At 29.6% G+C, this 13243-nt stretch carries 12 protein-coding genes, 3 tRNA genes and 2 rRNA genes; 12 read left to right on the forward strand and 5 right to left on the reverse strand.

Annotated elements, in window-relative coordinates; all coding sequences use genetic code 11:
- The 5 genes from INR60_RS14135 to INR60_RS14155 all read left to right on the forward strand — a co-directional run.
- A 23S ribosomal RNA gene (locus INR60_RS14135) occupies positions 1-126 on the forward strand; the annotation flags it as partial.
- 109 nt (positions 127-235) lie between these two features.
- Positions 236-352: ribosomal RNA gene (rrf, locus tag INR60_RS14140) — 5S ribosomal RNA — on the forward strand.
- A gap of 7 nt (positions 353-359) precedes the next feature.
- Positions 360-435 (forward strand) — tRNA-Phe (locus INR60_RS14145).
- Between the two features lie 15 nt (positions 436-450).
- Positions 451-526, forward strand: a tRNA-Ala gene (locus tag INR60_RS14150).
- A gap of 236 nt (positions 527-762) precedes the next feature.
- On the forward strand, positions 763-1509 hold the full coding sequence (locus tag INR60_RS14155; RefSeq protein ID WP_194192149.1) for a peptidylprolyl isomerase: 747 nt from the start codon (positions 763-765) through the stop codon (positions 1507-1509).
- Positions 1510-1555: 46 nt separating this feature from the next.
- On the opposite strand, the gene INR60_RS14160 is transcribed toward INR60_RS14155, so the two are convergent.
- Positions 1556-2221: an HAD family hydrolase gene (locus INR60_RS14160; RefSeq protein ID WP_194192150.1), complete on the reverse strand. Its 666-nt coding sequence runs from the start codon at positions 2219-2221 to the stop codon at positions 1556-1558.
- A gap of 107 nt (positions 2222-2328) precedes the next feature.
- Positions 2329-3681, reverse strand: a complete 1353-nt coding sequence (locus INR60_RS14165) for a [Fe-Fe] hydrogenase large subunit C-terminal domain-containing protein (protein ID WP_194192151.1) — start codon at positions 3679-3681, stop codon at positions 2329-2331.
- A gap of 92 nt (positions 3682-3773) precedes the next feature.
- On the opposite strand from INR60_RS14165, the gene INR60_RS17575 reads away from it, so the two are divergent.
- Complete coding sequence (locus INR60_RS17575) at positions 3774-3902, forward strand: hypothetical protein (protein ID WP_274380450.1); 129 nt, start codon at positions 3774-3776, stop codon at positions 3900-3902.
- Positions 3903-3940: 38 nt separating this feature from the next.
- Here the strand turns inward: INR60_RS17575 and INR60_RS14170 are convergent.
- A tRNA-Pro gene (locus INR60_RS14170) sits at positions 3941-4016 on the reverse strand.
- A 424-nt stretch (positions 4017-4440) separates the two neighbouring features.
- Here INR60_RS14170 and INR60_RS14175 point away from each other — a divergent pair.
- The 3 genes from INR60_RS14175 to rsmI all read left to right on the forward strand — a co-directional run bounded on the left by INR60_RS14175 (position 4441) and on the right by rsmI (position 7522).
- Positions 4441-5724, forward strand: a complete 1284-nt coding sequence (locus tag INR60_RS14175; RefSeq protein WP_194192152.1) for a C40 family peptidase — start codon at positions 4441-4443, stop codon at positions 5722-5724.
- Between the two features lie 197 nt (positions 5725-5921).
- On the forward strand, positions 5922-6674 hold the full coding sequence (locus INR60_RS14180) for a tRNA1(Val) (adenine(37)-N6)-methyltransferase (protein ID WP_194192153.1): 753 nt from the start codon (positions 5922-5924) through the stop codon (positions 6672-6674).
- Positions 6675-6679: 5 nt separating this feature from the next.
- Positions 6680-7522, forward strand: coding sequence for a 16S rRNA (cytidine(1402)-2'-O)-methyltransferase (gene rsmI, locus INR60_RS14185; RefSeq protein ID WP_194192154.1), 843 nt, complete (start codon positions 6680-6682; stop codon positions 7520-7522).
- Between the two features lie 63 nt (positions 7523-7585).
- Here the strand turns inward: rsmI and INR60_RS14190 are convergent, their stop codons facing one another.
- Positions 7586-7825, reverse strand: a complete 240-nt coding sequence (locus tag INR60_RS14190) for an AbrB/MazE/SpoVT family DNA-binding domain-containing protein (RefSeq protein ID WP_024614332.1) — start codon at positions 7823-7825, stop codon at positions 7586-7588.
- 501 nt (positions 7826-8326) lie between these two features.
- Between INR60_RS14190 and INR60_RS14195 the strand changes: the two genes are divergently transcribed.
- Together INR60_RS14195 and INR60_RS14200 are read left to right on the forward strand one after the other, a co-directional pair.
- The gene (locus tag INR60_RS14195; protein WP_194192155.1) at positions 8327-8926 is read left to right on the forward strand and encodes a DUF1836 domain-containing protein; all 600 of its coding nucleotides are present in this window, start codon (positions 8327-8329) and stop codon (positions 8924-8926) included.
- Positions 8927-8984: 58 nt separating this feature from the next.
- The gene (locus INR60_RS14200) at positions 8985-11264 is read left to right on the forward strand and encodes an ATP-dependent DNA helicase (RefSeq protein WP_194192156.1); all 2280 of its coding nucleotides are present in this window, start codon (positions 8985-8987) and stop codon (positions 11262-11264) included.
- Positions 11265-11307: 43 nt separating this feature from the next.
- On the opposite strand, the gene INR60_RS14205 is transcribed toward INR60_RS14200, so the two are convergent.
- Entirely contained in the window at positions 11308-12186 is an 879-nt protein-coding gene (locus INR60_RS14205) for an aldose 1-epimerase family protein (RefSeq protein ID WP_194192157.1), read from the reverse strand.
- Between the two features lie 199 nt (positions 12187-12385).
- On the opposite strand from INR60_RS14205, the gene INR60_RS14210 reads away from it, so the two are divergent.
- Positions 12386-13243, forward strand: a complete 858-nt coding sequence (locus INR60_RS14210; RefSeq protein WP_194192158.1) for a YihY/virulence factor BrkB family protein — start codon at positions 12386-12388, stop codon at positions 13241-13243.

Genomic DNA, 13243 nt, shown 5'->3' on the forward strand with positions numbered 1-13243 from the left:
CAAGATTAGATTTCCCATAGCGTAAGCTAGTAAGACCCCTTGAAGAACACAAGGTTGATAGGTCAGGAGTGTAAGTGTGGCAACACATTCAGCTGACTGATACTAATAGGTCGAGGGCTTGACCAATTATTTGTTAACTATAATTCATGTGCAATTTTAAGAGAACAATGAATACAAATTTTAAATAATTTGCATAAGTTCTTCTTACCAAATCTAAGATTTGGAGAATTACTTATTTGGTGATGATGGCATAGAGGAAACACTCCTTCCCATTCCGAACAGGAAAGTTAAGCTCTATAGCGCCGATGGTACTGCACGGGAGACTGTGTGGGAGAGTAGGACGTTGCCAAGTATGGTGTGGCTCGATAGCTCAGTCGGTAGAGCAGAGGACTGAAAATCCTCGTGTCGCTGGTTCGATTCCTGCTCGAGCCACCATTTTTTTTTATTTCTGGGGGTATAGCTCAGTTGGGAGAGCACCTGCCTTGCACGCAGGGGGTCAGGAGTTCGAATCTCCTTACCTCCACCAGAAAAAGATGTTCATTTTAGAACATCTTTTTTTATTTTAATTAAGAATATTTCATTTAAAATTGAAATAAAATTAAAGTTATACACAAAAGTAAATTAATTTTGTGTATAAAATCCACAAAATTATATAAAATTGTGGATAATAATATAAAATTATATTAATATGATTGTTATAATATCGATATATGGTAATATATATATAGATATTATTTTTTTTATGTAAAGGAGACAACTAATATGGAAAATAAAGTATTAGCAACTGTTGGAAACGTTGAAATAACAGAAGCAGAATTAAACAATGTAATAGCTAACCAACCTCAAGAAAGACAAATGATGTTTGATAATGATCAAGCAAAAAAACAACTTTTAGAGCAAATGATAGCTTTAGAGGTAATGGCATTACAAGCTAAAGAAGAAAAGTTAGATGAGAGAGTAGAATACAAAGAAACATTAGAAAGATTTGGTAAAGAATTATTAGCTCAAATGGCTATGGGAGAAGTTTTATCAAAGGTTACAGTAACTGATGAAGATGTTAAAGCATTCTATGAAGAAAATAAAGAAAACTTTGTTGAGCAACCTACAGTTTCAGCTAAACATATCTTAGTTGAAAATGAAGAAGAAGCAAACAAAATAAAATCAGAAATAGAAGCTGGAGATGTAACTTTTGAAGAAGCTGCTGCTAAATATTCAACATGTCCTTCAAAAGAAGCTGGCGGAAACTTAGGAGCATTCGGAAAAGGAATGATGGTTCCAGAATTCGAAGCTGCTGCATTTGATGCTGTTGTTGGTGAAGTAACTGCACCTGTTAAAACTCAATTTGGTTACCACATAATCAAAGTTGAAGCTAAAAACGGAGCAAGCGAAAAATCATTTGATGAAGTTAAAGATGGAATAAAACAACAATTAACTCAACAAAAACAACAAGAAGCTTACTTAAAAGCTATTAAAGAATTAGAAACTAAATTTGGTGTTGTTAGAAAATAACATATGAATTTATAAAAAAAGAAGATGCTTTTGCATCTTCTTTATTTTATGCTGTTATTTGAATTTCATTTAGTAGTTCGTTGTAATCTTTAATATAAAGGTTAGCTTCATCAATAATAGTAGCTCTATCATTAATAGATGCTTCGTCTTCAATTGCTACAACTTTCATTCCTCCAAGCTTAGCGCCTTTTATCGCAGGAAGTATATCTTCAAAAACAACACATTTTAAAGGATCTGCATTTAATTTTTTTGCAGCTAAAAGATATACGTCAGGTCTATGTTTCCCAATACCAACTTCATCAGTTATTGTTATAGCATCAAATAAATCATATATTCCATGATTTTTAAGTGATGCTTCTAATAGGTGAGTAGAATTACTAGTAGCTAGTCCAATCTTTATTCCTTGTGATTTTAAAAAGCTTAGAAATTCAGCTACACCTGGTTTTAATGGGATATCGTTAGAATAGTGGCTTTGGGCCATTTTATTCCACGTGTTACATATTTCTTCGATTGAATCTTCAATTTTGAATCTTTTTTTGAAGTATTCTGCAGTTTGTATAAAGCTTAAGTGTCCTAAATCTTCTTCTAAATTTTCAGGAACTTCAATATTCTTAGATGTTAAATAATCTGTATCGATTTTATTCCACACCCACATAGAATCTATTAATGTTCCATCTAGATCAAAAATTGCGGCATCTATATTCTTTAACATATAACCACCCCCTTATATATAATACAGTATGTTACATAAAAAGGGGAGTAGATTTAAAAATAAAAAACATCCATTTTATAAAAGGATGTTTTTAAATAAATATTAAATTAAAATTTTCTATGGAATATTTCAGTTTTTTTAGGATCAGTTAAATCTTCAAAAGAATTTATATTTAATCTTTTAAATAAATCTAAAATTAATTCGCTATTATTAGGTGTTTTTATTGGAGAGGAAAAAGCAAACTTATCTACAGATTCTAAACCTTCTTCTTTAGAAATAATTCTTTTAGGCCCTCCAACGCAGCCGCCTATACATCCCATACCCTCTATAAAGTTTGCATTTATTTTGTTGCCTTCTTGAATATCTTTAAGTATTTCTTTGCACTCTTTAACGCCGTGTACGTTCTTAGGGTTATATAGGTGATGCTTTTCATTAAATAATTCCTCTATAGCATCACCTACAGCTATAGATACACCGCCTGCTCTTGCATATATTCTTCCACCTTTAGATGCATATTCTACTGAAACTGTTTCTTCTAAATCTTTAGGATTTATGCTTAATGTATCGTATATTGATTTTAGTTCATCAAAAGTGAGAACTAAATCCACGTCTCCAACTAAATCAGCTTCTCTAGCTTCAGCTTTTTTTGCTATGCAAGGTCCTATAAATACAACTTTAACTTCAGGGTTTAAGAATTTTAAAACTCTAGCTGCTGCTATCATAGGAGATACAGAAGGTGATACATCTTTAACTAATGAGTGATAAACTTTTTTTATCATAGCAATCCACATAGGACAGCAACATGAAGTTATCAAAAGGTCGTTTGGATTTTTTACGTGGTGATCAAATTCAACTGCTTCTTTTAATGTAAGCATATCAGCGGCAAAAGCAACTTCTATCATATCTTTAAATCCTATTTTAAAAAATGATGTTCTAAGTTTATCCATAGTTACATCTTTACCGAATTGTCCAATAATAGCTGGGGCTACTATAGCTATTACGTTTTTGTTGTTTTTTAAAAGTTCTAATAAAGGGATTAATTCTATCTTTTCTAAAAAACTACCTTCTTCACATACGTTTACGCAAACTCCACAATCAGAACATAGGTCTGAGTTTATCAAAAGGTTATGACTTAAGGGATCTTCTACTATAGCGTTAAAAGGACAAGAGGCTACGCATTTTCTAGGTTTTGAGCTTTCTTCTTTGCAACTATCAGAACAACTGTGAACTTTTTCAACAAGTTTTGCACTTATTTTGTAGTTTGTTATTCCTTTTCTTAAGGTTTCTATAAGATTATCATTTTGCTCTAGCTTTATTCCACAAAGTGAAGATATAATTGCTTTAAATTCTTCTTCGTTAAAGTTTGTTTCTTTTTGTAGATTTGAAACTTCTTCGTAGAAGTTATCATCGTAGTAGGATTTTATAAGTTTCTTTAATAGATTTTTATAATCTTTATTCATGAGAAATTCCTCCTAAAATAGTATATATAAATATTATTCATAAAAGTGGCAATAATAATACTAAAAGGTAGGAAATAGATAGAGGTATATTTATGAAAATAATTTTTGTTTTAATTTATGTATTGGTCGTCGTAGTTACTTTATCTTTATGCAAGGCTGCTAAAAAGGCTGATGAATATATAGAAAAGCATTTAAAAGATATAGAAGATAAAAATGCATAAAAAAAGAGATTATCCAAATTGGATAATCTCTTTTTGCTTGGTCGGGGTGACAGGTCTCGAACCTGCGACCTCATGGTCCCAAACCATGCGCGCTACCATCTGCGCCACACCCCGTTAGCAAATTTATTATAAGTGCAAAAAGATAAAAAGTCAAATTTGTTTACTGTTTATTAAAAAACATTACAAAAATGTAATCAAATGTGTTATTATATATATTGTAGTGAAAATAATAATTATATAACTAGAGATAGAAAAGAGAATTACTATTAAAACAGTTATTTTCTAGAATATATTAATATTACCTATTTGTATATAGAAGTAACATTTTAAGAAAACCTTATCAGCATCTCACAAGTAAGAGTATGGGAAAGTATAAAAATGTAATAAATTTCTTGAAAAATAAAGTTGATTGTAAGAATTTTGTTATAAATTATGTTGTGTAAGGGTGGACAAGGTGTTATAATTGTTAATGTATTTCTAGTAATATAAAGGAATTACACAATTTGAAAGGGGGTAGGTTCTAAGGAACCGGATAACCATGAAAAAAAGAATTATATCAGCAGTGATAGTAGGAGCGTTAGCGCTAAGTACAGTTATGCCAGCAATGCCTGCATTTGCTACTCCGGATCAAAAAGAGGTTACGGATGCAAGACAAAAGTACGCTAAATTAGAAGAAAACATAAATAATATACAAAGCAAAATATCAGATTTAAACGTTAAAATAGAACCACTAGTAAACAAAGTAGAAGAAAATAAAAAAGAAATGGACAAGACTAAAAGCGAGATTGCTACAACTCAAAAAGAGGTAGAGCAAACTAAAGCTAAAATAGCTGAACAAGAAGAAGTTTTAGGTGGAAGACTTAGAGAATTATATAAGTCAGGTGGACAAACTAGCTACCTATCAGTTATTTTAGGAGCTGAAAGTTTTAGTGATTTAGTAGGAAGATTAGACTCTGCTAATAGATTAGTAGATATCGATAAAAAAGTCGTTAAAGAACTTACTGCAAACCAAAAAAGTCTTAACGAGAAAGTAACTTCTTTACAAGAGAAGAGCAAAAAAATTGAAGAGTTAAATGCTGAAACTGAAAAAGAATTAGCAAGCTTCAAAGAATTAGAAAAAGAGCAATTAGAATTATCTAAACAAGCTAAGGCTGAAAGGGATAAATTCGATTCTGGTTACTTAGCACAAGTTGAGAGAGAAATAGTTAAACCTCAAATGGATACATTAAAGAGTTCAAATAGCTCTATTAATGATTTAAAATCTGCTTTAAGCCAAATCAGAGACATAAGAGATGCACAAATTAAATCTCCAACTGTTAAAAAAGAAATAAATGATGCTATTGAAAAAGGTAAAGATAACTTATCTAAAAAAGAAGCAGAAAAGAGAGAACAAGAAGCTAACAGAGGTTCAGCTTCAAATTCAGGATCTTCTTCAAATTCAGGATCACCAAATAATGGTGGAGGAACACCAACAGTTTCAGGAAATGTACAAGGTATAATAAGTGAAGCTTACAAACATTTAGGAAAACCTTATGTTTGGGGTGCAACTGGACCAAATTCATTTGACTGTTCAGGTTTCACAAGCTATGTTTATAGAAAAGCAGCAGGAATAGATATAACAAGAACTACTTTTAGCCAAGTAAATGTTGGACGTCCTGTTTCAAGAGGAGAATTACAACCAGGAGACTTAGTATTCCCAAGTGCAGGTCACGTAGGTATCTATGTTGGTGGAGGTAACATAATTCACGCACCACAAACAGGTGATGTAGTTAAAGTTTCTCCAATTTGGAACTTCTACGCAGCTAGAAGAATAATAAACTAAGAAGAATTATTGAGGTCTTAGAGCAATCTAAGGCCTTTTTTAACGTACAAACTAATTATAAATTTATAGTTAGTTTGTACGTTAAAAAAGGCAGATGATTAGATTAAAATTATTATTATAGAGAATGATAAATTGTAATGGAAAATCCTTTACTGTATAATGAAGAATATATAATTTATAAAGATAGGATGTTTTTTATGAAAAAATTTAGAGATATTAAAATAAACGAAGATGAAAGTGTAGATGACTTACAGCTTAAAGATTTATTTTTAATTCAAAAATTAGATGGATTTAAGTTTGGTGTAGATGCAGTTCTTTTAGCTGATTTTGCAAATGTAAAATCTAAGCATAGAGTAATTGATATGTGTACAGGAACAGGAATCATACCTTTTTTAGTTTATGGTAAATATTCACCTAAATCTATTCTTGGGCTAGAAATTCAAGAAGATATGGTTGAAATGGCAAATAGAAGCGTAAAGATTAATTCAGTAGGTAACATAAGTTTTATTAATGGAGATTTAAAAGATTTGAAATTATTAAAATCTATAGAAAAAGCTGATGTAGTTACTGTTAATCCTCCTTATAAATTAAATAATGCAGGTATAGTTAATCCTAAAGATAAGATGGCTATAGCGAGGCATGAAGTTATGTGTAACTTAGAAGATGTTATAGTTGCAACTAGGATACTTTTAAAAGATAACGGAAGAGTTTTTATGGTACATAGACCTGAAAGGATTGCAGATATAATAACTCTTATGAGAAAACATAAAATTGAGCCAAAGAGAATAAGAATGGTGCACCCAAATAAAAACAAAGCACCTAACATAGTTTTAGTAGAAGGACAAAGAGATGGAGGAGCTTTCTTAAAGTGGGATGAACCTTTATTTGTCTATAACGAAGATGGTACTTATTCAGACCAAATTAACAAAATATACGGAAGAGAGGTCTAAAATATATGTATGGGAAATTATATTTAGTTCCAACACCTATAGGAAATTTAAAAGATATCACCCTAAGGGCTTTAGAAGTTTTAAAAAGTGCTGATGTTATAGCGGCAGAAGATACTAGAAATTCATTAAAACTTTTAAATCACTTTGATATAAAGAAAACTTTAATAAGCTACCATATGCATAATGAGCAAGGGAAAAGCGGAGAAATAATAGATAGATTAAAATCAGGTGAAAATATAGCTTTAGTTAGCGATGCTGGAATGCCTGGAATTTCAGACCCTGGAAGTGTAATAGTAAGTAAATGTATAGAAGAAGGTATTAAATTCGAAGTTTTACCTGGCGCGTCAGCTTTTACAACTGCTTTAATTCATTCGGGGTTAGATACTTCTAAGTTTTCTTTTAGAGGATTTATTCCAAGGGATAACAAAGGGAGAAATGCTCTCCTTGAAGATATTAAAGATCATAGAGAAACGCTTATTTTTTATGAGGCACCTCATAGGCTTTTAAGTACTTTAACTTTCTTAAAAGAATCTTTTGGAGATAGAAAGATAGCAGCATGTAGAGAATTAACTAAATTACATGAAGAGATAGTTAGAGGAACTATAGGGGAAGTTATTGAGTTCTTTAAAGAAAAAGCTCCAAGAGGAGAGTTTGTATTAGTCTTAAGTGGACTTACAGATGAAGAAATAGAAATTGATAAAAGAAAAGCCTTTGAAGATCTAAGTATTGAAGATCATATAAGAAAATATATAAGTGAAGGTTTAAGTAAAAAAGACGCTATTAAGAAAGTAGCGAAAGATAGAAATGAACCTAAAAGTGTAATATATAAATATTCTACAGAAATATAGAAAGTCCGATATTTAATATCGGACTTTTTATATAAATAAATAGCTATATGTTTAATTTAGAAATTATTTTTTTAATTCTGCTAAACAGTTTTTGCAGATGTTTTTACCTTTGTAGTTTACAACATCTCTAGCATCTCCACAGAAAATACAAGCTGGCTCATATTTCTTTAAGATGATTTGCTCTCCGTCTACATATATTTCTAAAGCATCCTTTTCAGCTATATCTAAAGTTCTTCTTAACTCTATTGGTATAACTATTCTTCCTAATTCGTCTACTCTTCTAACTACTCCTGTTGATTTCATAATCTTTCCTCCTCAAATTGAAACTAGTCTGAACGTGTGAAAACCACTCAATTACGACAACGTTCGACAATTTACTATGCTATCTTACCAAAATTGTAATTAAAAGTCAACTTCGAAATGTTAACTTTTAATTAACAACAAAATTTTCAATAAATAGTATACCAATAATATACTACCAAAAAATAGAAATGTCAATAGTTGACATTTTAAAAAGTAAATAGGAATATTCTCATTCAAAAACCGCTTAAATGCAAGGGTTTAAAGAGAGTTTATTGGGGAAAAATGAAAAAAGTAAGAGTTTTTTTAATTTGTTAACAAATTAGTAAAGAAATTTATAGAATAAAAAGTAGAATTATGTGATATTATGTAAAAAAAGAAACTTCTCAATTTTCTATAACAGTTAATAGATTTAGAAATAACTTGTAATAAGTTTACAAATACTATATAATATTATTAAAAGATTAATTTCGGATTAAGTTTAATAAGTAAAGGTGGAGAAGTATGGAAAAGAAAGTTAATGCTGATTATATTAACGAACTAGCAGAAGAAATGTCAAAGAATAGTATGATTTCATATGATGAATTGCCACAATATGATTTATTTTTATCACAAGTTATTGATTATTTAAATGATAAATTTACGGATGATAAATATACAAATAATATAGTACAAAATTACATCAAAAGCGAAGTAATCACTAAACCTGAAGATGGTAAAAAAAGAGGTTATACTAAAATTCATTTAGTTCAACTAGTATTATTAAGCTATATGAGGCCAATTTTAACTACAGAAGAAATAAAAAAAGTATTTAGTTTAGCTTTTAATGAAATAAATGATAGAACGGACGATATAATATCTTGGGAAACAGCTTATAAAGTTTTTGCAGAAACTCAAGAAGAAAGTTTAGAAAAGTTTTTAGCTACATCTATGGAAACAGAAGAAAAGTTAGATGAAGTTGTAAAGACTTTAAAATTAGACTCAGATGATGAAGATCAAATAAGAACATTCTTATTAGTTCTTTCACTTATAGCGCAAGCTAGTGTTATTAAAAAATTAGTTCAAAAAATAGTTAAAGAATATCATAAAAAAGATGAAAAATAGAGCTAAGATTTAGCTCTATTTTTCTATTAAAAACTATGGATTTGTTTAGGAGATAATTATGAAAAAAGAAATTATCCAAGAATCTGTTAGGGGTATTGTTGAATTTATTTTAAGAAGCGGAAGTATCGATAATAGATTTGTAAGTAATAAAAGAGCATTAGAAGGAACAAGGGCTCATCAAAAACTTCAAAAGAGTAATGAAGAGATATATACAGATTATAAAAAAGAAGTATATTTAACTAAAGATTTTGATTTAGATAACTTTATATTAAAGATTGAAGGAAGAGCGGATGGAATAATAATCGAAGATGATAAAGTAATCATTGAAGAAATTAAATCAACTTATAGAGAGTTAATAGAAATCACAGATGAAAATGAGTTGCACTGGGCTCAAGCTAAGTTTTATGGTTTTATTCATTTTGAAGAACTAGGTATAAATGAAGGCTATATTCAGCTTAGCTATTATCAGTTAAACACTGATGAAGTAAAAAGCTTTAGAAGAAAGTATACTTTAGATGAGCTCGGTGATTTTGTATTTGAGATTATAGATAGATATGAAAAATATGTAAAAGTATTAGTTAAGCATAAAGAGAAAAGAAATAAAAGTATAAAAAAATTAGAATTTCCTTTTAAAGGCTACAGAGAAGGCCAATTAAAGCTTGCTAGAGCTGTTTATGGGACTATAAGAGATAAAGGGCTTATATTTGTTGAAGCACCAACAGGTATAGGAAAAACTATCTCTACAATTTTTCCTTCAGTTAAATCTATAGGTGAAGGATTAAAAGAAAAAATATTTTATTTAACTGCGAAAAACGTAAATAGAAAAGTTGCAGAAGAGACTTACGATATCTTAAGAGGAAAAGGATTGAAGTTTAGAACACTTACTATCACAGCTAAAGAAAAGATGTGTTTAAATGAAAAAGTAAGCTGTAATCCTGAGGATTGTCCTTACGCTTTAAATTATTATGATAAAAGCAGAAATGTTATATTTGATATTATGAAAAATAAGGTACATCTAGGGCAAAAAGAACTTAAAGAAATAGGAGAAAAAGAAGGATTATGCCCTTTTGAACTTTCTCTTGATTTAATAGAGTGGGCGGATAGTATAATATGTGATTACAATTATATATTTGATCCTAGGGTTGGACTTAAAAGGGTAGTTGAAGATGTGCGTGATGATTTAATTTTACTAGTTGATGAAGGTCATAACTTAGTAGATAGAGGAAGAAATATGTACTCAGCATCATTAAATAAAGAAAGTATTTTAAATCTTAGAAAAGTTTTAAAAGGTAAGATTACTAACATATATAAGATACTTGGAACAATAAATAAATCTTTTGTAGAATTTAGACACGAATGTGAATCTGAAGGAAAAGATTCAATTTATTTTAAAGAAGAACCAGATAAGTTATATAAAAACCTTAGAAGGTTTTTAAGCGAATCTGAAGAGTTTTTACCAAGACTGCCTAAAGAAAGCTTTTATGAGGAATATATGAATGTATATTTTGATATAAATAAATTTATATCCATAAGCGAACTATATTCAGATGAATATGTAACTTATGTAGAAAACGTAGGTAAAGATTTAATTGTAACTTTATTTTGTATAGACCCTTCAAAAAAACTAAAAAGTATTATAGATAAGATATCTGGAACAGTTATATTTTCAGCAACAATATCTCCTATAGATTATTATATAGATCTTTTAGGAGGAAATGAGAAATCATATAGATTAAGATTAGAATCACCTTTTGATAGGGAAAATCTTAAAGTGTCAGTGGCACCTATAAACACTAGGTTTTTAAAGAGAAAATTAACTATAAATGATTTGCTTAAAAAAGTTATAGACTTTGTAAATAGTGAGGTGGGGAATTATTTCGTATTTTTTCCATCTTATGACTATTTAGAATTAGCTTTAGAAAATTTAGATAAAGAAAGTCTAAGTAGATTTCAAATAATTATTCAAGATAGAGTTATGAACGAAGAAGATAGAAGTTTATTTTTAAATAAATTTAAAGAAGAAAGAAATGTTTTAGGTTTTGCAGTTTTAGGTGGAGTTTTTTCAGAAGGTATAGATTTACCTGGAAAATCACTTATAGGTTCTGTAGTAGTTGGGGTTGGTTACCCTAAGATATCTATGGAAAAGGAAATAATTAAAGACTATTATGATGAAAAAGGATATGATTACTCTTATATATATCCTGGAGTAAATAAAGTTCTTCAAGCTGTAGGACGGGTAATACGTACTGAAGAAGATAGGGGAAGAGCACTTCTTGTAGACGATAGGTATTTAACAAAAAAATATAAAAGATTACTTCCTGAATCTTTTAAAATATAAAAATACGGCTTTGCACTAAGGTTTAGTGCAAAGCCGTATTTATTTATTCTGTAACTGTAAGAGTGTAGAAACGTTCAAATACTTCATTTTCCTCAAGACTAACTATTCCAGGCTTATCTTTTAATTCACCATTAAAGTCAGTAAAATCTGCGTGTCCACACCAAGGTTCTATACAAACAAAAGGAGCGCCAGTTGCCATTGACCATAATCCAAGGTATGGGAAACCAGCGTAATCCATAGTTAAAGTTTTGTTGTGATTTGTAGATTTTAATGATATTTTCGTAGATTTTAAGTCACTAAATACTAAAGCATCATTGTTGAAAACTTCTTTACTTAAATGGATTTTATTTTCATTTTTAAGGTAATCTTCTTTTTCGTGTATAAATAAACCGTCAGACCCTAAAAGCATTATTTTTGCGTCTTCTTTTTGATTAAACTCGAAATAGTAATCTTCCATAGTTTCGTTTTTCATAATAGGACAAAGGAAAGCAGGATGAGCACCTACTGAAAAGTATATTTTTTTATCGTCTAAGTTTCGTACAGTGTAAGTAACTTTAACTGAGTTTTCTATTAAGGTATATGTTATTAAAAGTTCGAATTTATAAGGGTATACTTTTAAAGTATCTTTATCCCACTTTAAGCTAAAAGTTATAAAATCCTTTTCTTTTTCGACAACTTCAAAATCTGATACTCTTGCAAGTCCATGTTGAGGTAATTCATAAGTTTCTCCAGAAACTCTATATTTTCCATCCTTAACTTTACCAACTATAGGGAAAAGTATAGGAGCATGATATTTCCAATATTCTGGATTCCCATTCCATAAAAATTCAGTGTTTTCTTTTTTTGATATTAAATTGTGAAGCTCTCCACCGTGGGGATGAGCTGTTATCTTTACAAATTCATTTTCTAAAGAATATAACATTTTAAGTGCACCCTTTCATAATTAAAATAGTATAATATATTTAATATAGAAAATTAAGTATATTATCTTATATATGAAATTATACTATATTTATATAGTAAGTGGTAAACATAAGACGTAGTATAACTAGTATTTTGATAAAAAATTCTATATATGGTACTATATTTAAAAGTAATTAAAGATTAAATTTGGAGATGTTATGAGAAATAATAAAGAAAATAATAACAATAACGAATCTTTCTTAGATACTATGATATATCTTATAGTTAAAGTTAAGAGAGATGATATATTTGCTTTAGCCTCGCAGCTAGCATATTATATGGTATTATCATTTTTCCCGTTTTTAATATTTCTAATAACATTAGTAGGTTTTAGTAACCTTGATTCTACGGAAGTGTTAGATGGACTAAAAACAATAGTCCCTACTAGTGTTTATGAATTGACACAAAGCACGGTTGTAGAAGTTGTAGATTATCAACACACAGGGATATTAGGGGTATCTGTAGTGTTAACGATTTGGAGTGCATCTTCTGCATTTAGAGCCGTAATAAAAGGTGTAAATAAGGCGTATGAGGTTACAGAGAGGAGATCTTTTATAAAGATTTCTATTATAGGTATGATAAGCGTACTTGCACTTGCCCTTACAGTAATCTGTACTTTGGCAATGCTCGTATTCGGTGATCAAATAGGGTATTATTTAAGTCATCTGCTCCCTTTTGAGCACGTACTTAATTTTATTTGGGACATTTTAAGGTATGTAATTATTATAGTAATGATGATATTGGTTTTCGCAATTATTTATAAAGTAGCACCAAATAGAAAAGTTAAGCTTAGAAATACTATACCTGGAGCGATAGTTACAACCGTAGGGTGGATAATTGCATCTTTAGGGTTTTCATATTACGTAAATAATTTTGCTAACTATTCAAGGATTTATGGAAGCCTAGGAACTGTGTTTGTTCTTATGACTTGGCTTTTTATAACATCTATGATATTTATTTTCGGGGTAGAAGTTAATTCTGTTCTTGAAAGAAATAGAGAAAGAGCATCTAGATAA

It is taken from the genome of Clostridium chrysemydis, assembly GCF_015234215.1.
GTDB lineage: Bacteria > Bacillota > Clostridia > Clostridiales > Clostridiaceae > Clostridium > Clostridium chrysemydis.